Source organism: Clostridium sp. AF35-15 (assembly GCF_003477745.1).
In the GTDB taxonomy this organism is placed as follows: domain Bacteria; phylum Bacillota; class Clostridia; order Lachnospirales; family Lachnospiraceae; genus Otoolea; species Otoolea fessa.
This window is the reverse complement of the sequence record NZ_QUDY01000002.1, coordinates 79,917-102,534: the sequence shown is the minus strand read 5'-3', so window position 1 is coordinate 102,534 and position 22,618 is coordinate 79,917. Positions and strand designations below refer to the sequence as shown.

Below are 22,618 nucleotides of genomic sequence, written 5' to 3'. Positions count from 1 at the left end.
TTTGATTTCCGCAGCAGCTTTGAAAAATCAAAGCCGCCGTTTCTTTTTATCTTCTAATGAAATGACGCGGTATCACTGTTGAAATCGGCGGCTAAAGGAGGTAGCCGCCATGAAGCAAAAAGCATATCGACAAAATCCGACAGTTATTGACTTATCAAAAAAAGCCCGCCCACCACCGGGGGAAACTACGCTTATATATATGAACTGTCTAATCATCTGGATACTGCTTACAATGCCTATGCGCCCGTCCGGGCTTTTCGGACGGGCGCATTTTGTACGTTCAAAAAATTTTTGAAGAAATTTCAAAAAATCTTCGGCGTTTTTGAAAAACGCCGTATTGCCCCGCGAAAAGGGGGGAAGCACCACCAACTTTCCAACGAGAAAGGAGGTGAGAATGTGGAACCTAATAGCAGGGAGTTTTACAAACAGTGTGCTTTTCAGAAGTTTTGTAATACGGTATTGCACAATGAAGCTTGCGACACCCATAGAGAACTTCGCAGACACAAGGCAAAGGAAGTGACCTTTTCCGACATGACCTTAGACGAAGCGCGGCAGCTTCATACGTTTGATGAATATTTCAAACGTGAAGCCGCCGAAACCGTCTTTGAGAAAGCCGGGAAGAAAATCACGCCAAAGCTGCTTCTTGAAGCAATCCGTACTTTGCCGGAAGAAAAGCGCAAAGCCATATTGCTGTATTACTTCGAGGGAATGAACGATACCGAGATTGCGGAGCTGTTCAACACGTCGAGAAGCACGATACAGTACAGGCGGACAAGCTCTTTTGAGAAATTAAGAAAATATCTGGAGGAAAATGCTGATGAATGGGACGAATGGTAACGAACCCGGCTACCCGGAAAATGCCCTTGTTCCTTATCCTGTCATTGTGGCAGCGACAAAGGGCGACCCGGACGCCATGAAGATTGTCTTGCAGCATTTCAGCGGCTACATAGCCCGCCTCTCCATGCGGAAGCTGTACGACGAGCGCGGGAACGTCTATTTTGGCGTAGACCACGACATTCGGGAACGGCTGCAAGCAAAACTGATGATGGCTGTCCTCACCTTTAAGGCAGAGGAATAAACCGCAGCGGCGGCGGGACGCTTTCTCTCTCCCCCTTTTCCGTTCCGCTGCTGACGCGGCAGCAAAGCCATTCTGAACCTTGACAAAGAAAGCGGCGCAAGATAACGGCGGCGCAGCATAGGGCAAATCGGATACGTTCCTTTTGCGCCGAGCCATACGGCGGGTGCGCCATGACACTATCCGGGAGGGATTACCCCGCCCGGACAGCCGAGCGACCAACACCGCGCCGGAAAGCAAGTGTAGCGGCTTGCGGGCGACGACAGCGCAGAATATACAATGATACTTCCTTACAGCCACAGTCCGAGCGTTAAGAGCGTCGCAGGCAATGGGTAGGGCGGCATGAGAACCATGCCGGGGTGAAATTCCCATGAGGTTATGCTAATAACCGTCCGATTAAAGCCTTTGTTTTATTGAATAGTGGACTTGCTGCTATTCATAGACTATATTATATGTTTGCGAAAGAAAGGGGGATTTTCTTTGACGCAAAACCAAACGCCCGTTACCACAACGGAGCATAAAATAGGAAAAGTTACTTACCTTGTATGTTCGTCCGCAAGTGAACGCGCAACGGACACACTGGATAAAAAGATAAAAAAACTCATTCGCAAAGACATGGAACTGAACCCCGCAAACGCCCGGAAATAGGGCGTTTCTTCACATTTTATACATGACACAGGCAGCGGTATGTGGTATAATATAGACAGTACAAATACCATGCTTGTCTGTCGTCGGAAAGGAGGACAAAATGTTACAGACAGACAAGATTACCGCTTTATATTGCAGATTGAGCCAGGAAGATATGCAAGCCGGGGAAAGCGAGAGCATACAGAACCAAAAACTGATTTTACAAAAGTATGCTGACGAACACCACTTTTTCAACACGCGCTTTTTCGTAGACGACGGATTTTCCGGCGTGAGCTTTGAGCGTGAGGGGCTTCAAGCCATGCTGCATGAGGTTGAAGCCGGGAACGTGGCGACCGTCATAACAAAAGACCTTTCCCGTCTGGGACGTAATTATCTGAAAACCGGGGAGCTGATAGAGATTGTCTTTCCCGAATATGAAGTGCGCTACATTGCCATTAACGACGGTGTAGACACAGCAAGGGAAGATAACGAGTTTACCCCTCTGCGGAACTGGTTCAACGAGTTTTACGCCCGCGACACCTCAAAGAAAATCCGGGCTGTCAAACAGGCAAAGGCGCAGAAAGGCGAGCGCGTCAACGGCGAAGCTCCTTACGGCTACCTTATCGACCCGGATAACCGCAATCATCTGATACCCGACCCGGAAACGGCGCACGTCGTAAAACAGATTTTTGCAATGTATGTACGGGGCGACCGTATGTGTGAAATCCAGAACTGGCTGCGGGACAATGAAATACTGACCGTCGGGGAACTGCGCTACCGCAGGACAGGGAGCAAACGCCACCCCCGCCCACAGCTCAACGCATGGTACAACTGGCCGGATAAGACGCTGTACGACATTCTGACAAGGAAAGAATATTTAGGGCATACCATAACCGGGAAAACCTACAAGGTATCTTATAAGTCGAAAAAGACGAAAAAGAACCCGGAGGAAAAAAGGTATTTCTTCCCCAACACTCACGAACCTTTGATTGATGAAGAAACCTTTGAACTTGCACAGAAGCGGATTGCCACCCGGCAACGCCCGACAAAGGTTGATGAAATTGACCTGTTTTCCGGGCTGCTCTTTTGCGGGGACTGCGGCTACAAAATGTATGCAGTACGCGGAGCCGGGACGCTTGAACGGAAACACGCCTACACTTGCGGCAACTACCGCAACCGGGCAAGAAATGATATGCTCTGCACTACGCATTATATCCGCAAAAGCGTATTGAAAGAACTTGTCCTTGCAGACTTGCAGCGAGTAACGTCTTATGTGAAAGAGCATGAACAGGAGTTTATCGAAACAGCCAACGAGTGCAGCGCAAAGGCAGTACAAAAGACGCTGACACAGCAGCGGAAAGAGCTTGACAAGGCGCAGAACCGTATTAACGAGCTGAACATCTTATTCCGCAAGCTCTACGAGGACAACGCTTTAGGGAAACTTTCAGATGAACAATTTGCTTTTCTGACTTCCGGCTATGATGAAGAAAAAAAGACGCTGACCCGGAGGATTGCGGAGCTGTCACAGGAAATCGACAACGCCACCGAGCGCAGCGCGGACGTAAAAAGGTTTGTCGCACTGGTACGCAGATACACAGCGATTGAAGAACTGACCTACGAAAACGTCCATGAATTTATTGACCGTATTCTTATTCACGAACTGGATAAGGAAACGAACACCCGCAAAATCGAAATCTTTTATAGCTTTGTCGGCAGAGTTGATACAGGTGACAAGCCTACCGAAAGTATCTCCTATTTCAGACAGATAGGAGCCGACGTAAAGAGTTATGCTATCTAACATACATCAAAAAGAGGTAAGATAACACCCTCTGCAAAAAAGGTATCGTTATCTTACCTCAACAAAATTTGTACCAGAGTAACCGTCGTCCACATACGTTTTTGCTAAGTGCCATCCCTGCTTTTTCACATAATCCGTGAGGATGGATTTCTGTGTCGCAATGCTCGCACTCTCGTTATCCGTGCCATCGTCTTTTGACAAGCGGCAGTACATGCCGACTTCATAAATCTTGTTCTCCATTCTTATTCCTGCCATACTGTAAAACCTCCGTATCTGTCCTATCTGTTTTCATGTCCCATTGCGTACATTCTAAGCGGACAGCCCCTCATTGTCGAAGGTGTCGCCCTCGGCAATCTTCTTCCGAATATCCTCGGAGATAATCGGGACAAACGCTTCTGTAACGGTCTGTGTGCCGACATATTCACGGCTGATTATCATCTGCACTGGTGCTTTTGGCACGATACGCTTTCTCTTTTTATCTGCTTTCTTATCCTCGCCCATACTTAAATCTTCCTTTCCAGACAGGGCAGGGAAGAGTTTGGAAATGTCCCCGCCCTGCCAATCAGATACCATTAATCCTCGCTGTTTAATTCTTTCTGTAATGCTTTAAGGAGTGCCGCCGCTTCATCAGCGTTCAGCGTGATTCCCTTGCCGCACTTTTCACGGTTCGGGGAAAAGCTGCGGATGTCATACTTCGGCTCTTTCCCATTCCATGAAATGAGATTGATTTCCTTTGTGTAGCCACTGTCGCCCGTAGACAATACTGCGATTTCCTTTACGATTTCATACTGGATTTCTCTCATTCTCCATACCTCAACTCTCTGTATTTACTTCCCGAAAAAAGAAGATTAGCGGCTGTCACGGTTGCGTTTCCTCTGCAACTCACGCTCCAAAAGTTTGATGATGGTTTCCTCCATCTGCTTCGGCGTTGTGTTCTTCGGAAAGTATTTTTTCAGCTTGCTTGTGTTGATTTTCAAGGTTTCTTTCTGGTTGCCCTTTTCCTCCGTCATAATCGCAAATATCGTATCCATGTCAAGCCGCCCGCTCTGGCTTAACTGTTTCATCCGCTGTGCCTGTGAGAGTGAGGGCGTTGCTTCTTCGCTCTCCATCGTGGCAAAGAGGTTTTCCTGCTCGTCTTTCTTCAAGAAGGACAGTTCCACCGCAGGCGTGAGGGCGATTTTCCCCTCGTCCACCATCTGCAAAATCGGCGGTATCAGTTCCGTCAGGCGGATAAAACGCTGCACGGTCATCCTGCCCACGCCGAAGCCCTGTGCCACCTTGTCGTCCGTCCGCAACTTCGTCACAACTTGTGACGAGGTTAAGTCTGTGCGGAAACCCTGCCGCTTCATGGCTTCGGATTTCATCTTGTAAGCAAACGCCCGCTCCGATGGCAGGATATTCTCACGCTGCAAATTGCTGTCTACAAGGGTGATGATGGCTCGGTCACGGTCTAAGGGCAGGACAAACGCAGGCACGGTATTTATCCCTGCAAGTTCAGAAGCACGGACACGCCGCTGTCCTGCAATCACTTCATAACCGTCCCCGTCCTCTTTCGGGCGTGTGATTATCGGCGTGACAATGCCAAATTCCTTGATGCTTTCCGCTAACTCTGACAGTGTTTCATCTTCTGCCACATGAAACGGATTGTCGGGGAACGGGTACAAGTCTTTGGTCTTTAACACCTTAAAATCCTGTTTCTTCATTCACATATCTACCTTTCTTTCGCTCTGCTTCTATGATTTTTCTGCAATTCTTCCAACACTTCGGGCGGTATTTTTGACAGCAGCCGCCCCATCTGCTCGTTGGTTCTCTGCAATTCAAATATCTTCTGATTCGCTTTCTGCACCTTTAGTTCCTGCTCGTACTTTTCATCACGCATACGCCCCGCATAGTCTGATTCCTGCCCAATTCTCTCTTTCAAACTGTCGATATACGCCTGCTGTTTCCCGATTTCCTTAGAGAATTTCTCCACGTCTGGCAGCCATGCAGAGAGTAAATCTAACGCTTTATCCCTTTTCTTCCCTGCGTTAAAGGCGTTGATGTCGGATAGGGCAGACACGATTTCTTCATACTGTTTATCAAGCCTGCCGCCTAATTTATAGAGCCATGTGGGGACGTGTTTCCGCTTGGTTTCCATTGAGGACTGCCCCCGTTCAAGCTGATTCCACCGTGAGGACATCCGCTCATGGTAGGCGGTCTGCCACTCGGATAATGATTTCTGGTTGCCTAAGATAGCTTTCGCTGACAGCTTATTGTCTGGCGTAATCGGCACAAAGCAGAGGTGCATATGGGGCGTTCTCTCGTCCATATGGACGACAGCGGAGAGGATATTCTGCTTTCCAACACGCTCCGAAATGAAGTCAAGAGCCGTCTGGAAATACGCTTTTTGTTCTTCGGGCGGTAACTGGTTCATAAATTCTGGTGAAGCTGTGATGAGCGTTTCCACCATCATCACGCTGTCTTTCCTTGTCCTGCACCCCGCTTCGGCTACCATGCGGTTAATCTCTTTCTTGTAGGTGTACTTTGGTGGTGCTATGAGATGGTAATTGTTTTTAGAGCGTTCCATATCTATATCTGGGTTGCTTTTGTAGGCTTCTTTCTTCCGCTCGTTGTGGCGTTCACAAGCCGCAACGCCGCCCGCTTTTCGTTTCTGGAAACGCAGGATTGCATAAGGCATAGGCGGATTCCTCCTTTCTTTCGGCGGGTGACCGTCCTTTGGGGTGACAGCGGTGACGGTGGTGACAGCAGTTTTGGGATACCCCCTGCCGACTGCCGCAACTGTCACCCTCACCCCCTGCATGACGGTCATGTCGATGATGACGGTGTTTTTGGGATACCCCCCTCGCAAGAGCCGTCACCGTCATGCCGCCATTCTTTTATCCGAAGCCGTAAGGCGTAGGATAGCAGGGCACAGCCCTGCCTTAAGGGAGTCCAGAGGGAACGTCTGGCACACGACTTTGCAGGGCAAAGTGTAGTGTGTTACACCCTGTAAACGCAGTCGGAAAAATCGGAATGATTTTTCTGACCGCAGGGGTGGTTTTACACGACCGAAAAGGGCGAGTAAATCTCACGCCTGCATTTTGCGTTTACGGGGTGTTCTCCCGTAGGGATGACAGCGGCAGGGTATCCTAAAATCACTGTCACCACCGTCACTGCTGTCACCCGCAGGGCAGAGCCGCCAGCTTTACATGGCTTTAAGCGTCAATGACAGTAACAGGGGGGTATCCTAATATCGCTGTCACCACCATCACCGCTGTCACCCGCCCTCCTTGCAAGGGCAATCCGCCTGCCGTCTTTCCTGCGGCTGTACTGGTAGCAGATACGGTTCTCGCTTAAAAATGTGGTGCGGTATTCATTCAGCCATTTCGTAATCACCGTGGGTATGGTTTCCGTTTCCCCCATAGCGGCTAACAGTTCCGTTGCCGTGCCTATCCATTCTTCCTTATCCCTCATAAAATCCACCAACCGAAAAAGGACATCTGGTATCGTTTCTTTCGCAAGCTGCTCCTGCGTTTTCCGCTCCACAAGCTCCCAACGGCAATCACGGAAACGCAGCGTGTATTCCTGATAAGGCGTGTCCCTGCCCGTCACATACAGCTTGGCGGTGTCAGACGCACGTTTCTCCTTTTCCAGAACAAAGGTAGCGTCCGCACTCCCCGTTAATCCTGTCGTCCCAGACACCTTGTTGAACACGTCGCTGTCATTCTGCTTTCGGATGTGGTGTACGACAATGACCGCCAGAGAGTGCCTGTCGGCAAAGTCTTTGATGAGGGAGATGTCCCCATAGTCGCTTGCATAGGCATTGTCTTTTGAAGCTGTACGGACTTTCTGCAAGGTATCAATGACAATGAGCCTGCTGTCTGGGTAATCTTTCAGATAATCTTCAAGCTGCACGATAAGACCGTCTGACAGCTTGCAGCTTGCCACGGCAAAGTGGAGCCGCCCGCTTGCTTCGTCCGTCAAACGAAATAACCTGTCCTGTATGCGGCAGAACGTGTCCTCAAGGCAGAGGTAAAGCACATCGCCCTCCATTGTCGGCATATCCCATAAAGGGATTCCCTGCGACACGCATAAGCATAGCTTCAGCATGAGCCAGCTTTTGCCTATCTTCTGTGAGCCGCAGAACAGCGATAAGCCTGTCGGGATAAGGCTGTCCACCACAAAGGATGGTTTCTCAAGCGGTTCATAAAGGAGCGTTTCGGCGTTGACTGTCTGTAACTTCTGCATGGCTTTCCTCCTTTCGGGCGGTGTCTTTGTTTTCGTTGCACATAGGCGTTGACCTCCTTAAAAATAGATTTACTCCCACGGAAAAAAGTGAGAGTATGTAATGCCGCCAATCCCACACAAATAAAAAACAGATTTCTTTTTCGGGCGGTGTCGGTCACGGTTGGAGATATTTCTTCAATTTCCGCCTTTACTTTCTCCTTTGCAATCGCAACAGATTTCTGTATTGCCGAAGCGGTGCAATGCTCCATAGCGGCGATTTGGTAAAAATTGAACTCATACTCGTAGTAGAGCAGGAAACGCCGCCTTTGTATCTCTGGAAGGCTCCCAACCGCCTTATAGAGCGTTTCATTCCGTTCTTCCTCAACCATGCGTTCATCAAGGCTCTTAGGCACACGCAACGCCCGTCTGTAAAGGGTTTCGTCCCATACCTCGTTAAACTCCCTGTGCCGCTCGTCCCATTAGAAAAGATTCCTGTTCCTGCGCTCCATCTGCCGAAACTCCATAAAGAACTGTTCCGACACTTCCAACTCGTGGGATTTGCCCTGCCCGTCCTTAAAGCTGATAAAATACCTTGTGCCGCTTTCCGTGGATTCCTCCCGAAGCGTGTATGCCTTAACCCTGTATGCCATCCTGTTGTCCTCCTGCAAAAAATGAGTGAGGGGATTTCCATCCCTCACCCAGTAGCCCGCAGGATGGCAGGCTGTTTTAGAAGCTATAAAATTTTCCGCAGCTTCTTCCGCAGATGGTCTAACCTCGCATAGATGGCACCAGTCGTCAAATGCACAAGCGGGGCAATCTCCTTTGTGGAATACCCCTGCATTTTCAGCAGGACGATTTTCAAGGTACGCCCGTCCACCGTGACTAATACTTGATAGAGATTTTCGCTCTCAATCTCTTCCAGTAACTCCGCAACCGTACCCACTTCCGCCTGCCGCTCCCTGCCTGCCATGTCCTCAAGATATTCCGCAACGTCATTCGTCCATCGGTAAAACCGCCTGTTGGAATTGAAGTCTGCCCTGTCCGCCATGCGTATCTGCTCAATGGTCGCTTCATCAACGCCGCACTCACGCAGCAGCTTTTCCTCCGCTTCTTTCCAGATACGCCATTTCCTGTCCTCCCGTCCGTGGTTGTATGCCATTCTTACTTCCTCCAATCAGAATTGATTGAGAGGGCAGAGAAAAGCCCCCTCATCTTCCCAAAGGAAAAAACAAGGGGGCTGAACGCCTTAAATTTTAATTTTCTATTATCTTTCTTAGTTTTATTAGGATTCTGGCTTTGCGTTTGTTTACAACGCTCTGGGTTATGCCCAACCTCGCCCCGACTTCACGCTCGGAAAGTCCGTCAAAAAAGATTGCCTGTATCAGCTCCTGTTCACTATCCGACAGCAAAGGCAGGGCGGCTTTCAGCCTGTCCACCATGACCGCATTGACAACGGTTTCTGCAATGTCCACCGCTTCATCAGTGATAAAGTCCAGAGGATTCCCCTCGCTGTCCGTAAATCCGTCGAGAGATAGCAGTCTATTCTTTGTATCTAATTTTTGCAGATAACGCCACCGTTCCTTGTCACGGTAGAAGTCTGTGTATTGCTCCCTCACGACTTCAAGCAGACAGCCTTGAATGGGGATAAACAGCTTGTCCATATAGGTCTGGTCGGATTCCCTGCAACGGCAGAACTCCGTGTAGGATAATTCCACATAGCCGCCACTTTCTCTGATATATACCTTTCTTGGTGCATATTTCACCATAAATACCTCCCATCTGAATTTTTGAAATGTAAAAAATCCAGATGGAGAGGCGGAGAACGACACCGCATATCAGAAACAGCCCTACGGCACTTTCCAACAAAAATCGACAAAAGAAAAACCGCAAAGGCTCTGTGACCTTTACGGTTATAGGAAATAGTAATTCTATTGTATGGAGATTGTACTTCTACTTTCAAGGTGAGAAGTACCGTTGCACTGGCAGAAATTTTTTAACTGGTTTCCTGCCGTTCTCTGATATGCTATGTATTGATAAATTTTGCTTCGTATGAGCAGATAGATAACTGCCCGAAAAAAGGACATAAAAAAATCCCTCCAAATTTAAAAACAAATTCAGAGGGTAATTTAGGGTATAACAAAATAACCCACCCGAATATCGTTTTTTTTATTTGGTGAGTTTGTTCTTTCAAATACGAAACAAATGCTCATGTACGGTAAAGTATCACAAGAAAATTATGTCGAATTGACAGCCGCCTCCGCTATACCGAATAAGGAAATAAAGAGTCCTCAAATTTTGCGCTACTAAATGAAGACGAGCGGAAGTAATCTCCCGCTCGTCAGTAAACTTAACTATGCCATATCAATCCCGCTTCTTTCCCGCCACCGGCACTAAGAACAGCGCGGGCAACAGCAGGAAAGCGGTACAGACCAGCCCCCAGGGTATGGACACCTGCTGGGCTACCAGCCCCACAATAGGCCCGCCGATGATCTGCCCGAAAGAGTCCAGCTGTCCGCTGGTGGAAAAGACTGTGGCGCGCATTTTCTCATCCACTTGGTCGTTCATCCAGGCGGCCAGCACAGGCTCCTTGATGGTGCGCATAAGCCCCGCCAGCAGGAACACCAACAACATGAACCAAAAGCTCCGCCCCACCGCGAAGAGAACCAGGAACAGGATATACCCGGCGCTGGTGGACATGACCACACTGGTTCGGCTGACAGTCCCTTTTTTCTCCATGCGGGCGATGAGCAACTGAGAAGCCAGAATACCTAAGCCGTTGCCGATAAGACTGATAACACCGAACCAAGTGACGCTGTTCAGCGGCCCGATAACGGGTATTACCGTGTCATCCAGAAAATGAGCGGTGGAGAGCCGGTCAAAGCCTTCACTGGCAAGTCCCCCGCATAGTGTGATTGCTAAGAGCGCCAGCAACACAGGTGCGCCTTTCACAAAGCCCAGGTTGAGCTTGAACAGGCAGACAAAGTCTTTAAGCAAGCCCTGCCGTTCCTCAATAGCAGGGGAGAAGTTGGTTTCTGGCATGATGCGAACCATCACCAGCCCCAACAACAAGCACAAACTGCCCCCCAAGATGAGAGGCATTTGCAGGTTTATGTTTCCCAGCAGTGTGCCCAGCACCACGCCCAGAACGCCGCCGATTTGCCCCATTTGACTGCCCCGCAGGAACACCTTGTCTATGGGTTTGTCCTCTTCCTCCGAGGCAATCCACGCCTCCAGAGCGCCGGTGATGAAGGTATCACCGCAACCCCAGACAACCTGGGCCAGCAGAACCGGCGCGAACCACGGTAGCGCACCCTCCATCAGAAAGCCCAGGCCGTAGAGGAACATTCCAATCAGCACCGAGCGCCGACGGCTATACAAATCCGCCACCACACCGGTGGGCATCTCGAACAGAAAGCAGGAGGTCTCCTGAACCGTCCCTACCAGGACAAGCTGGAAAGCATCCAGCTGCACCACCTCCAGGTGGTACACGATGGAAAGCACTGTGGACATAGAAACCGCCAGGGAACAGACAAATCGGAACAGCAGGTAGACAGAATATGCCTTTGAATTTTTAGCAAACATGAAGTTACATTCTCCTTTCAAATCTCATTTTATATGACTTTTGCAAGCTGTTAAGCTAACTTGTGGAACATATGCCGAACCTTATCTATACGGCTATTCGGGCGGCGGGGTTGGCAAATAAATATACCAATAGCTGGCTGGTATCCTTTTAACTCTGTCAAGCAGACTCCCTGCCCATTTGTGAAATAAGTTAAATCGTTCCTGTATTCTTGAATACATCTAGCAGGGATTTCTCCTTTCAGAATGACCTCGTCATTCTTTATCTGAGTACTTACAATATCTGCACAATACCTTGGAGCATCATGATACGCCCGTGAGAGATATTCCTGCGGTGCATAAATTTCAAAGTGGAGATATGGCTCTAATAGTTCTGTCCCTGCTTTTTTTAAAGCCTGCTCCAATACGATAGGGGAAAGCAGCCGAAAGTCTGCGGGGGTACTTACAGGACTATAATACAATCCATATTCAAAACAGATTTTACAGTCTGTCACTTTCCATCCATACAGCCCCTGCTCGCAGCCATAAAGAACCCCCTCCATAACCGCATTTTGGAACGATTGATTTAAATATCCAAGTGAAACTCTGCTTTCATACTGCACTCCGCTTCCAATAGGGAGCGGCTCTATGGACAACCCGACAGAAGCCCAGAAAGGATTTGGCGGGACTTCTATGTGGATGGTATATTCTGCTTTTCTAAGCGGTCTTTCCATATATATAACAGTAGGCTCTTTTATTTCTGCCTCCACATGATATTTTTCCTCAAGGATGGCACAAATGACTTCCATCTGCACATTCCCCAAAAAAGAAAGTATAATCTCATGCGTTGTAGTATCCACATAATATTTTAAAAGAGGGTCGCCATCTGAAATTTCTGTAAGTGCCCCAAGCAATATTTCCCGCTGTTCAGGTTTCTTTACTGCAATCGTTGTTTGGAGCATAGGGAGAGGATTTTCAATAAATTTTCTCTGCGGCAACAGCATTTCGTTCCCCAAAATACTGTTTAGCTGCAAAACATCATTTGGTAAAATTACAATATCACCAGAGCAGGCTGTATCGGATGGATATAATTCACCGTTTGTCGGAACACACATCTCTGTGATTTTTATTTTCTCTTTTTCAGATATTCTAATAACATCCCTCAAATGCAATGTTCCGCTATATATACGCACATAAACAAAACGCCGCCTTTTCTCTGAATATTCAATCTTAAAAACCTGCCCGCATAATTCAGATTGACCTTCAGGCGTTGATGAATAAAATTTACTGGCAATCACTTCTATAAGCTGCCGAATCCCCAGATTGTTTTTAGCGCTTCCGTGATAAACGGGAAATAACGTTCCGTTTTGGAATCTCCTGTTTTCTTCCTGTTCCAGTTCTGACATTTTAAACGGTTTCCCTGACATATATTTCTCTAATAGTTCATCGTTTCCCATAATTACCGCATCCCACTGTTCCATATCGTCATTGTCCGTTACATTTATATGGGGATGCTGCCCAACCTTTTGCTTCACTATAATTTCCGAAGAAAGCTTTGCTTTCATTTCCCGATATACCATTGGCAAATCAATCCCCTCTTGGTCAATTTTATTGATGAAAAAGATTGTCGGAATCTTCATTGTCTGTAGTGCATGAAACAGTATACGGGTCTGTGCCTGTATGCCATCCTTTGCAGAAACTAATAATACTGCTCCGTCTAAAACGGATAAAGAACGGTATACTTCCGCCAAAAAATCCATATGGCCTGGCGTATCTATAATGTTGACTTTTACATCCTCCCACTGAAAAGATGTCACTGCTGTCTGGATAGTGATTCCCCTTTGACGCTCCAAATTCATTGTATCTGTCCTTGTTGTGCCTTCATCTACGCTCCCTAGTTCTGCAATTGCACCACTGGTATACAATAAACTTTCCGTTAATGTTGTCTTTCCTGCGTCAACGTGAGCCAGAATGCCTAAGTTAATTATTTTCATGTGATTTTCCTCCTATCAACACCCAAAAAAGGGCATAAAAATACCCAGTGATAAATACTCCTATCACTGGGTAAATAACTCCAATAGCCCCAAAACACTTATATGTTTTCGGGCATATAAAATTACATGATAAAAGTATTCTTAAACTGGGTACAAAAAACTAAGCCCCATATTAAAAGTGAAACGAGACTGCTACTTTTTGTTCCCACTATCAAATTGACAGTTTATTTAAGAATACCTTGCCGCATATTTATTAACTCCTTGTATAATACTGAATCTAATTATATTCCTTAACCCTTTATTTGTCAAGCTGACAAACTAAAGCAGAAAAAGCGGCAGGATTTCCCCCTGCCACTAATCATCTGTTTATGCAAAAATAATTTCCTTTTCCACAATCTCCCTCGCACAAGCCCTTATGTTATTGAGGCATCCTGTCCATTCTAAGGCGTTTTCTGCCTTTAGCTGTTCCGTTATGCCCTGTGCCTGTTTCATACCCTCTATGAGCCTTTCAAAGCGTTCCTGTGCCTGTCTGTTGATGTCGGCAAGGTAGGCGTTTAGCCTGCCGCTTGTAAGAAGATTGGTGTATGTAACTTTACGGTACTGTTTTAGATAATCTAAATGCCGTTGCCCCCAGATGCCTATTGCCTGTTCTTCTTCGGCGGGTACAGTTAAGCACGGTATCAAATAATCCCCTTGCCTTTCGTATTTGCCGCCCAGTTCCTCAAATAATGATTTTGCCATTGTCTGTTACCTCCACATTCTTTTTTATTTTGAATGTCCGCAAAATCCGTCCTACATCGGAAGGACGCCACGGACAATCAAGGTTATGGATTGCTATGAGCCTGTCCTGCACATTCGTACCTGCTCCCATCTTAGGAGTAGAGCCGAACAGCACACGGACTTCGCCGCTTCTGACCTTGCCGAACAACTCTTTTTTCTGTGCATCGGTGGTCGCTTCGTGAATACTCCGCAGGGATACCACGGGCTATCAGTTTCTCCCTCATATCGTCATAGACATTGAAAGTACCGTCATTTTTCGGGGTGGACAGGTCGCAGAACACAAGCTGTGTCGCTTTTGTATCGGCGTGTTCCTCCCAGATACGGTACACATTATCCACGCAGGCATTGACTTTACTGTCTGGGTCATCTGGCAGCATCGGGTCAATCATTCTCTGGTCAAGAGCCAGTTTCCGCCCGTCATTGGTTATCTTGAGCATATTGTCAATGTTCGGCTCGACAAGCCTTGCCCTGACTTTCTCAGCCCGCTTCGCAAGGGAAGCTACCATTTCGGTCTGTATCTCACTCGGCTTAGTCTTAATATTGTGGTAATTGACCGTTGGCACAGGGAGCTTTAGCATATCGGCGGTCTGTATATCCGCCACCTCACGGAACATCTGCATCAGCTCTGGCAGGTTATAGAACTTGGCAAACCTCGTCTTAGCTCGGTAATTCGTGCCTTCGGGTGCTAATTCCAGAGCTGTAACCGTTTCTCCAAAGGTAGAAGCCCAACTATCAAAATGCTGCAAACCGTTCTGTGCAAGGGTATCATACTGCAAGTACCTCTGAACGGAGTACAGCTCAACCATTGAATTGCTGACAGGCGTACCCGTTGCGAAAACCGTGCCACGGTTGCCCGTGATTTCGTCCAGATAGCGGCATTTCATAAAGAGGTCGCTTGATTTCTGGGCTTCGGTCTGGGCAATACCGCCCACATTCCGCATCTTGGTGTAGAGGTACAAATTCTTGTAAAAATGGCTCTCATCAATGAAAAGCCTGTCAACGCCGAGCTGTTCAAAGTCGATAACCGTATCCTTACGCTTGGTGTCGTTGAGTTTTTCGAGCTTCGTCTTGATTGCCTTTCGGGTTTTCATTAGCTGTTTGACCGTGAACTGCTCACCTTTGGAAGCCTGCACATCGTCAATGCCACGCTCAATATCATCAAGCTGCTTTTCCAACTGCTCCCGCTGTCGTTCTATGCTCATCGGAATTTTTTCAAACTGAGAATGCCCAATAATGACTGCATCATAGTCGCCTGTGGCAATCCTACCGCAGAACTTCTTGCGGTTTCCTGTTTCAAAATCCTGCTTTGTTGTAACAAGGATATTTGCACTCGGATAGAGCCGCAGATACTCAGAAGCCCACTGACCGACAAGATGATTCGGCACAACAAACATAGATTTCTGACATAAACCGAGCCGTTTGCTTTCCTGTGCGGCGGCTACCATTTCAAAGGTTTTGCCTGCTCCCACCTTATGGGCAAGGAGCGTATTGCCGCCATAAAGGATATGGGCGATGGCGTTGACTTGATGTGGTCTTAGTGTGATTTCTGGACTGATACCTCCGAAAGTGATATGGCTTCCGTCATATTCACGTGGTCGCACAGAGTTAAAAGTGTCGTTGTAATAACGGACAAGACGGTTTCGCCGTTCTGGGTCTTTCCATATCCAATCCTGAAATGCCTGCTTGATGACTTCCTGCTTCGCCTGTGCCGCCGTAGTTTCCTTTGCATTGAACACCGCTTTTTTATTGCCGTGTTCGTCATACACATAATCAAAGATACGGGTGTCACGCAGATTTAAGGTGTCCTCAATAATGCGATAGGCGGAAGCTCTTTTCGTACCATAGGTGCTGTCCGCCTTTACATTCCCCATATCGGAGCTTTTATTCTCTATGAACCAGTCTCCGTTTATCGGGGTGTATCGTACCTTTAATCTGCCTGCGGCATAACTTGACGGAGTTAAAAGCTCCATCACAAACCGCTGTATATCTTCCTGCGGTATCCAAGTTGCACCCAGACGGACAGAGATTTCCGCCGCCGAGAGGTCTTTGGGAATGACCTTTTCCAAGGCTTCCACATTAACTGCAAGCTCTGGGTCATTCTTCGCAGCAAGCTCCGCAACCGTCAGCTTGTTTCGGACATTTCCTGACAGATACTCGTCTGCGGCTACATAGGAAACAGGCTCACAGTTCGGTACTTTGAAGATAATACCTTGTAAATCCTGTACAAGCTCAGCCTGCGTTTTGCCTGTGAGCTGCTCCATATAAGGCAAATCAACACGGGCTTTCTCTCCGATAGAGAGGGCAAGGGCTTCGCTTGCAGTTTCAACCGAAGTTACTTCTCGGTGGGGTTTGATAGTCCGCTTTGTGAACATATCTGCCTTCCGTTTGAAGTTGCCCTCATCATCAAGCACCTCCAGAGAACATAGAAGGAAGTAGCTCTCATCTGAAGCAAAAGCAAGATAGTTTCCTCGGCTGTTGATTAGACCGTATTTTGCGGTATAAACATCATACAGACGGTTGAGGTTTTCCTGCTCGGTGCGTATCATTTCCTCTGGGTAATCATCGGTCTGATACTCTATGAGCTTACGCACACAGTCACGAATTTGGATAAGTCCCTTAATACGGTTTTCTGCGGTCATCGACACAGAAGCAGGTTGCATACGGTCATTCTCTCGGAAGTAAACCCTGCCGTCCACCAGAGTAAAAGAGAAGTTACGCACATTCGGGTCAGCAGGAACGGAAAGCTCCTGCTCATCGGAGATTTCATCAACCCTATTATCAAGCTCTGGGATTTCGCCGTTTATCCTCTGAACTGCATTGGACAGAAGCTCGGAAAGTGGTATATCCTTACGGGCTTTACAGACAGGCTCGAAAGTACCAAAGCGTGTGTTTTCCATCTTTATCTCGCCCAACACCATTTCGGGGTGTTCGACAAAATATCTGTTCATCGTAACACCGTTTTCGTCCGTATCAAGGTGTACCCAGTCTGGCTCTATATCCATCACTCGGTCACGCTTTTGCAGGATAAGAATATCGCTCGTGACCTCCGTGCCTGCGTTTGCCTTAAAGGTGTTGTCTGGCAGACGGATAGCACCTAAAAGCTCGGCTCTCTGGGCAATATACTTGCGTACCTCTGGACTTGCTTTATCCATCGTACCCTTTGAGGTAATGAACATCAGAACGCCGCCGGCACGGACTTTATCCAGAGCCTTTGCGAAAAAGTAGTCGTGTATGAGAAATTTCTGGGCGTTGTATCGGCTGTCATTGACCCTTATCTCCCCAAAAGGCACATTACCGAGGACTACATTAAAATGGTCGTCTGGGAGATTTGTTTTCTCAAAGCCCTCAATGGCAATGTTCGCTTTTTGGTAGAGCTGCTTTGCAATCCTGCCTGTGAGAGAGTCGATTTCCACGCCGTGGAGCTTGCTGTTTTGCATACTTTCGGGAAGCAGACCAAAGAAATTGCCTGTACCGCAGGACGGCTCCAAGATATTGCCCTGTGAAAAGCCCAGGCGGTCAAGTGCGTCATACATCGCCTTGATAACAACAGGCGGCGTATAAAAAGCGGTCAGCGTTGACTCCATAGCGGCACGGTATTCCTCTGGGGATAGGCTGGCATATAGCTCCTTAAATTCCTCCGCCCACGCCGCATTGTGTTCATCAAATGCCATAGAAAGACCGCCCCAACCGACATACCGAGATAGGACTTCCTGTTCTTCGGGTGTGGCAAGGCGGTTTTCGATTTCAAGCTCGTGCAGCAGGTTGATTGCCGCCATATTGTTTCGGAACTTTTCTTTTGCTCCGCCGACACCGATGGCGTCATCGTTAATACGGAAATTATGACGGTCTGTGGCAAGAGTTTCCGTTTTTTCTTCGGGTGGTAATTCGGTTTTTTCCTGTTCCAATAGCTTTTGGATATAGCCGATTTTCTCCACTCGGTTTATCGGAAAGCCCACATTGTTCTGGAATGTGATGTCACGCAAGGACACATCGCCGCTGATTTCCCCGATGCTCTCAATGAGATATTTACGGTTATCTATGATGATTTCCCTTCCTATGAGGTCGTCTGTGGATTGCTCCACTTCAATGGCAGGAGCTTCTGAGCCATTCAGTTTATCGGCATACGCCTGTGGTTTTTCTTCGACTTCCTCGGCTGTCCTGTACCAATTACTTTCGGTAGCCATAATCTCATCAAGGAGCTTTTCGTCCTCTTGGGTCAGCTCGGTGTGCTGTTCCAAGAATGGGATAAATTCATCTCTGCCACGGAGTAGGCTTTCTCGGTCATCTCCATATAGCTGTTCACCCTTTGGCGATAAGGCATAATCGTAGAAATTCTTAATGTGGGCAATTAAATCGCCCTCACCATCGCCAATATCGAACCGCCCTTCATAGTTGAATTTCTCGCCACCGATAACAGCCTTGATAACAAAATCTGTCTTGTGATACCACCCGATATTTTTATCGCCCTCACGCTCACGGTGCTGTTTCTCGTCTAAAATACCAAGCAGCTTATTACCAAGAGCAAAGCTCAAATCCGTATAGCGGTCATTAAGCTGTCTGTCATAAAAGGCAGGGTGTTCAGAAAAACCGATAGAAAACTGTATTCCGTCTTTCTTTTTCTCGGACGGTGCTTCTGTCCTCTGTTTCTCGGTTACGACCACTTTCAGATGGTCATTTGCAGGATTTTCCGTTAGCTTTTCTTCAAAGTCGGCTCGGCTGTATTCCTGCCCCAAGATAGGGAACTCGGCATTTTGCAGATAGACCTTTTCCTCGGTAAGTGTTGCAATCTCATATTTATCCGCACCGATATAAACCACATCGCCCTCATTGTAGAGGTAGCGGAGTGGGTGCAGCTCCCTTAATTCCTCGGTAAACTTCCACCCATTACTACGGCTGAAAACTGAGGTCGTTTTCCATTGTACCTGTGCAAGAAAGTCTATGAGCTGTTGAACGGTTGAGGGGTCGGACAGGTGCTGTTCCATTTGCTCAGCGGTAACATCTGCAAGGTCGCTTCGTTCCACAACAGATAACAGGTCTTTTTCGTACCTGTCCAAGTCTCGGATAAAGTCAGATAGCCGCAAAGCAAGGGTATCCCGTTTATCGGCAGGCGGCAGGTCACGGTGGGCGTCGATAAAACGCTGCCTTGCTATTTTCCTCTGGGTGTCAACCTCATATTGGGGAGCTGACACGCTCTCCAGATAATCGGCATAATGGTCTTTTTCTTTCGGATTGAGATAGCAGTTATCCTTAATCAGCTCACGCAGACGCTTTTCAACCTCCGACCATTTCAACACAAGGTCGTGATTGGTATAAGTGCCGTTTCGGTCAATGGCAAGACCTTTGCTGTCATGCCAAGAGTGACCGCTGAAACCATCGGGGAAGATGTGCGTACCACCGCCCGTTCCATACTCATTTTTAAGGAACTCAATATTTTTCTGTCTGTCCTCGCCCTTTTGGAATTGGCGGTAGATGCGATATTTACCGTCCGCAACGCCACTGCCTTTCTGAAGCACGGAATCAATATCTTCTTTAGAAATAGCAAAAGCAGAGGCTTTTTCGTCCTCTGCTTCGGCTATCATTTCGATTTGTTCATCTACGGTTGGAAGATTGACCCTAACCTCATCATCTTTGGCAACGCTTACTTGTAAATCAGTTCGGTCAGTATCACTTCCTCCGCTTGGCTGCGGATGTTGTTCATCAGTCCGACCCACTGCATCGGTGCTTTCTCTTTCAGTTCCTCTGTCACGCCCTGCTCGGCTGAGAGCTGCTTCGTCAGAAGCTCCAACCTCTGGAGTGCTGTCTGCTCTACCTTGTGCAGATGCCCGTTCAGCCTGCCCGATGTCAGCAGATTGAGATAGGTCACTCGCTTGTGCTTCTCCAGATAATCCCTGTGCATCAAGGCGTACCTGCCAAGCGGAAGCTCTGGCTCTGTCGGTAATGTTAGGTCGGGAATAAGATAATCCCCCTGTTTGCTGTAAGTGATTTCGCTCATTGTATTCGCTCCTTTCGGGTTGTAGTCTGCCTTTATCATACTGAGCCTGCGTTCTTTGTGCAAAGGTGCGATTCTGGTCTTTTTCCGCTATTTGCACATTTCGGATAGACTGTGAGATTTCCCGTAACGCCATTTCCGCAATATCGCTCGTGGCAATGCCGATGGCGTTTATCGTTGCAGGTGTATTGAAATTTACAATATCCGCAAAATCATCTCGGTCAAAAAACTCATTCGCATCCAGACCGCAACGGCTGATCAGCATAAAAGCAACGCTGTTTGCTGCCAGCCGCCTGTAAATGACTTCTATATTAAAGTCGTCCAATTCTTCCAAAAAGCTGTCTTTCGTGCAGTCCTTTAACTGAGAAAAATAGTCTTGCAGATTGTCCTCCACGGCGTTCTTTGCCGTTTCCATTAAGGCAGAAGCAAGGTCAGTGCTTTCCACATCTCCAAACCTGTCCGAGAGCCTTTCCATAACAGCCTGCTCGTATCGCTCATCCATCTGCCATATCGGAACAGGGCGGCTGCCATAATAGCCCTCGTGGGTGTCGGACACATCAAAATAGTATTTCAGCGTATTCCTGCGACCTTTCGGGTCAAATACGGCAATACCCTTGCTGTCCTTATTGACCCAACGCTTGAACTGCCTGTTCCAAGTTTCGAGCTTCGCAACGGCGACAGCATCGGGGCGTTGGGCGTATATTAAAAGCTGTTCGTCAAAACGGCATTTATAGTTGCAGCAGGCAGAGGACAGAAAGCCCTGCCACGCCTGCGGATTTTTTGCAACCGCAACGCCTGTACGCCGATACAGCTCTGTGATTAGCTGATACTTCGCAGCCATTCAACCTACACCTCCTTATCATTTTTGTTTCAAATATTCCTGTTTGCTCACTCCGCACCACCGCCAAGAAAAGAAATGACCTTGTTCGATTTAATGCTCTTTTGCAGGTCATTGATGAGAGTAATATCCCCAACCGTGATGCCCTGCATAGAAAGAACATCGTCCATAGTCATAGCGGCAATCGCTTTTTCATCGGTAAAGCCTGCTTCCAAGACCTTATTCAAGACCTTGACGGCTTTCTGATTAACAGCCATATTCTAAATCCTCCTTATCGTTCTAAATCCTTGTGCTTCGGTGTTTTCTGCGGCGTTTGTTCCGCAGGTTTCGGCTCATAGGTCGCCCCGTTTTTCTGCATACGCTCGGCAAACTCGCAGATGTGGTACAGATTGCTGCCGACTTCGGTATGGTATTCATCAATAAAGCGGCAGGGATACTCCCGTTTCTCTCCCCGAGAGGTCGTGACAATGACCTTTCCGCCGTCTGGGATACGGAACAGTTCTTTATATTGAGGGTCAATAAATCGGATACCTTGTTCCGCTTTCTGGATATGCTTATCAAGCCATTCCTTCACATAACAATAGCAGTAAAAATTATAGTCGCCTTTGGTGGGATTGCACCGAAGCAGAAAAGCGTGTTTCTCCGTATCTACACGGAAACCGTACTCAGTACAATAGTTGCCCTTGATAGCACTTTCGGGAAAATGCCTTGCAAACGCACTCATATCATAGCGGTTATGCAAAAGCCCTTTATCCTCCCGTAAAGCATTGATGACCGTATCAAGGTCTGCCTTAAATTCGTCAGATTTCCATTGGGGTCTGGTATCAAACCAAGTGGTGTAAAAGCCATAGCCCGTTGTGGCAAAGTCACCACGCAGATGCCCGATAGTGCCTGTCTGCCCCTCAAGCTGGATACTTTGGGCATAGGTGTATTTCTGTTCTGTCGGGGTTAAAAGTCTTGTCTTTATTTCTTTACTCATTCGGCTGCTCCTTTCTTTCCTTTTTTTCTTTCTGCTCGTCTAAAATCTTGCGGATACAGACATCGCAGAAAATAACTGACCCGTCCTTATATCGGGGATAAGGACAGGTCGTGCAGTCATATTTTATTTTATCGCTCACGGTCATCACCGTTTTTCTGCTTCTGGGCAGGCTGATTATAGGGCATACGGCACTCTGACTGGTATCGTTCATTCAGCTTTTGCCGTGCAGCATCAAGCTCATTCGTGTAATAACCCCAGAAATAATTTGAGCTGCCCTTGCAGTACCAACACACATAAGGATTGGGTGCGTTGGGATTGTGACCGATGACAAGCTCTGTACTCCCGATAGTACAGCTCTCGATGATTTCATAGTTCTGATTGGAGCGTTTTTCTTCGTCCATAAGCACCTCTCTATTCTTTGGCATAACGCCGATAGGCTTTTTCGCCCGTGGCTCTCATTTTTTGAACAGGGCGGCTCCCTGCAAGCTCTGGATGCTGTGCCTGCAGCTTGCGGCGTGTCCTGCTGACGCTCTCAAAACTCGGCAGACCGAGATATTTGTGCTGCGTCATTATCTCTGCAAGCGGCATTGCCCCTGCATCCTTCAGACAGGCATTACAAAGTGCAAGATACAGCACCATATCGTCATTTCTGGCATCTTCATTCTTTTCCAGAACAGCTCTGACTTTCTTTTCAATGGTTTTTAGGTTTCTCATCTTTACCTCCATAAAGGAAAGGGCGGCATCTTTCAGCCGCCCCACCCACTTACTTATCCT

The 22,618-nt window shown here is 47.7% G+C and carries 21 protein-coding genes and 4 pseudogenes; 5 read left to right on the top strand and 20 right to left on the bottom strand.

Annotated elements, in window-relative coordinates; all coding sequences use genetic code 11:
• The first annotated feature begins 109 nt into the window (after window positions 1-109).
• From DWZ76_RS03540 to DWZ76_RS03515, 5 genes are all read left to right on the top strand, one after another.
• Window positions 110-295 (top strand): hypothetical protein, encoded by a 186-nt coding sequence (locus DWZ76_RS03540; protein WP_009243795.1) that lies wholly within the window; start codon window positions 110-112, stop codon window positions 293-295.
• 101 nt (window positions 296-396) lie between these two features.
• A complete protein-coding gene (locus tag DWZ76_RS03535; protein ID WP_002569188.1) occupies window positions 397-837 on the top strand; it encodes a sigma-70 family RNA polymerase sigma factor in 441 nt (146 codons plus the stop codon).
• Window positions 818-1,078: a helix-turn-helix domain-containing protein gene (locus DWZ76_RS03530; protein ID WP_002569189.1), complete on the top strand. Its 261-nt coding sequence runs from the start codon at window positions 818-820 to the stop codon at window positions 1,076-1,078. The genes DWZ76_RS03535 and DWZ76_RS03530 overlap by 20 nt, the downstream gene beginning before the upstream one ends.
• Before the next feature lie 417 nt (window positions 1,079-1,495).
• Window positions 1,496-1,723 carry a transposon-encoded TnpW family protein gene (locus DWZ76_RS15395; RefSeq protein ID WP_004613661.1) on the top strand — a complete coding sequence of 76 codons (228 nt, stop codon included), beginning with the start codon at window positions 1,496-1,498 and terminating at the stop codon, window positions 1,721-1,723.
• 100 nt (window positions 1,724-1,823) lie between these two features.
• Window positions 1,824-3,500: a recombinase family protein gene (locus DWZ76_RS03515; protein WP_002569190.1), complete on the top strand. Its 1,677-nt coding sequence runs from the start codon at window positions 1,824-1,826 to the stop codon at window positions 3,498-3,500.
• A gap of 63 nt (window positions 3,501-3,563) precedes the next feature.
• Here DWZ76_RS03515 and DWZ76_RS03510 read toward each other — a convergent pair.
• The 20 genes and pseudogenes from DWZ76_RS03510 to DWZ76_RS03420 all read right to left on the bottom strand — a co-directional run.
• Window positions 3,564-3,755: pseudogene (locus tag DWZ76_RS03510) on the bottom strand (recombinase family protein); the annotation flags it as partial.
• 54 nt (window positions 3,756-3,809) lie between these two features.
• Window positions 3,810-4,073, bottom strand: coding sequence for a hypothetical protein (locus tag DWZ76_RS03505; protein WP_000253176.1), 264 nt, complete (start codon window positions 4,071-4,073; stop codon window positions 3,810-3,812).
• The gene (locus DWZ76_RS03500) at window positions 4,073-4,303 is read right to left on the bottom strand and encodes a PC4/YdbC family ssDNA-binding protein (RefSeq protein WP_001206986.1); all 231 of its coding nucleotides are present in this window, start codon (window positions 4,301-4,303) and stop codon (window positions 4,073-4,075) included. Before DWZ76_RS03500 ends, DWZ76_RS03505 begins: the two co-directional genes overlap by 1 nt.
• A gap of 45 nt (window positions 4,304-4,348) precedes the next feature.
• Entirely contained in the window at window positions 4,349-5,203 is an 855-nt protein-coding gene (locus tag DWZ76_RS03495; protein ID WP_000743700.1) for a ParB/RepB/Spo0J family partition protein, read from the bottom strand.
• Window positions 5,204-5,211: 8 nt separating this feature from the next.
• Window positions 5,212-6,177 carry a MobV family relaxase gene (mobV, locus tag DWZ76_RS03490; RefSeq protein WP_001820668.1) on the bottom strand — a complete coding sequence of 322 codons (966 nt, stop codon included), beginning with the start codon at window positions 6,175-6,177 and terminating at the stop codon, window positions 5,212-5,214.
• A 524-nt stretch (window positions 6,178-6,701) separates the two neighbouring features.
• Window positions 6,702-7,727, bottom strand: a complete 1,026-nt coding sequence (locus tag DWZ76_RS03485; RefSeq protein WP_001170964.1) for an AAA family ATPase — start codon at window positions 7,725-7,727, stop codon at window positions 6,702-6,704.
• A 154-nt stretch (window positions 7,728-7,881) separates the two neighbouring features.
• Window positions 7,882-8,356 (bottom strand): annotated as a pseudogene (locus tag DWZ76_RS03480) (sigma-70 family RNA polymerase sigma factor).
• Window positions 8,357-8,439: 83 nt separating this feature from the next.
• Window positions 8,440-8,865 carry a sigma-70 family RNA polymerase sigma factor gene (locus tag DWZ76_RS03475; RefSeq protein ID WP_000323895.1) on the bottom strand — a complete coding sequence of 142 codons (426 nt, stop codon included), beginning with the start codon at window positions 8,863-8,865 and terminating at the stop codon, window positions 8,440-8,442.
• A gap of 94 nt (window positions 8,866-8,959) precedes the next feature.
• Window positions 8,960-9,469, bottom strand: coding sequence for a sigma-70 family RNA polymerase sigma factor (locus DWZ76_RS03470; RefSeq protein WP_105116765.1), 510 nt, complete (start codon window positions 9,467-9,469; stop codon window positions 8,960-8,962).
• A gap of 598 nt (window positions 9,470-10,067) precedes the next feature.
• A complete protein-coding gene (gene tet(40), locus DWZ76_RS03460; RefSeq protein ID WP_109215034.1) occupies window positions 10,068-11,288 on the bottom strand; it encodes a tetracycline efflux MFS transporter Tet(40) in 1,221 nt (406 codons plus the stop codon).
• A gap of 50 nt (window positions 11,289-11,338) precedes the next feature.
• Window positions 11,339-13,258 carry a tetracycline resistance ribosomal protection protein Tet(O) gene (gene tet(O) / locus DWZ76_RS03455; protein ID WP_118471892.1) on the bottom strand — a complete coding sequence of 640 codons (1,920 nt, stop codon included), beginning with the start codon at window positions 13,256-13,258 and terminating at the stop codon, window positions 11,339-11,341.
• A 366-nt stretch (window positions 13,259-13,624) separates the two neighbouring features.
• The gene (locus DWZ76_RS03450; protein ID WP_001129922.1) at window positions 13,625-13,999 is read right to left on the bottom strand and encodes a TnpV protein; all 375 of its coding nucleotides are present in this window, start codon (window positions 13,997-13,999) and stop codon (window positions 13,625-13,627) included.
• Window positions 13,980-17,877 (bottom strand): annotated as a pseudogene (locus DWZ76_RS15245) (DEAD/DEAH box helicase family protein); the annotation flags it as partial. The pseudogene DWZ76_RS15245 and the gene DWZ76_RS03450, both read right to left, overlap by 20 nt.
• A gap of 534 nt (window positions 17,878-18,411) precedes the next feature.
• Window positions 18,412-19,020 (bottom strand): annotated as a pseudogene (locus DWZ76_RS15240) (LPD25 domain-containing protein); the annotation flags it as partial.
• Window positions 19,021-19,676: 656 nt separating this feature from the next.
• Complete coding sequence (locus tag DWZ76_RS15235; RefSeq protein WP_238050964.1) at window positions 19,677-20,030, bottom strand: TnpV protein; 354 nt, start codon at window positions 20,028-20,030, stop codon at window positions 19,677-19,679.
• Between the two features lie 885 nt (window positions 20,031-20,915).
• Window positions 20,916-21,122 (bottom strand): hypothetical protein, encoded by a 207-nt coding sequence (locus tag DWZ76_RS03440; RefSeq protein WP_118471890.1) that lies wholly within the window; start codon window positions 21,120-21,122, stop codon window positions 20,916-20,918.
• A gap of 14 nt (window positions 21,123-21,136) precedes the next feature.
• Entirely contained in the window at window positions 21,137-21,844 is a 708-nt protein-coding gene (locus tag DWZ76_RS03435; protein ID WP_118471888.1) for a hypothetical protein, read from the bottom strand.
• A complete protein-coding gene (locus DWZ76_RS03430) occupies window positions 21,837-21,983 on the bottom strand; it encodes a hypothetical protein (RefSeq protein ID WP_226840188.1) in 147 nt (48 codons plus the stop codon). The genes DWZ76_RS03435 and DWZ76_RS03430 overlap by 8 nt, the downstream gene beginning before the upstream one ends.
• Entirely contained in the window at window positions 21,973-22,269 is a 297-nt protein-coding gene (locus DWZ76_RS03425) for a hypothetical protein (protein ID WP_347561272.1), read from the bottom strand. The genes DWZ76_RS03430 and DWZ76_RS03425 overlap by 11 nt, the downstream gene beginning before the upstream one ends.
• Window positions 22,256-22,558 carry a hypothetical protein gene (locus DWZ76_RS03420; RefSeq protein ID WP_055232873.1) on the bottom strand — a complete coding sequence of 101 codons (303 nt, stop codon included), beginning with the start codon at window positions 22,556-22,558 and terminating at the stop codon, window positions 22,256-22,258. The genes DWZ76_RS03425 and DWZ76_RS03420 overlap by 14 nt, the downstream gene beginning before the upstream one ends.
• Window positions 22,559-22,618 lie beyond the last annotated feature (60 nt).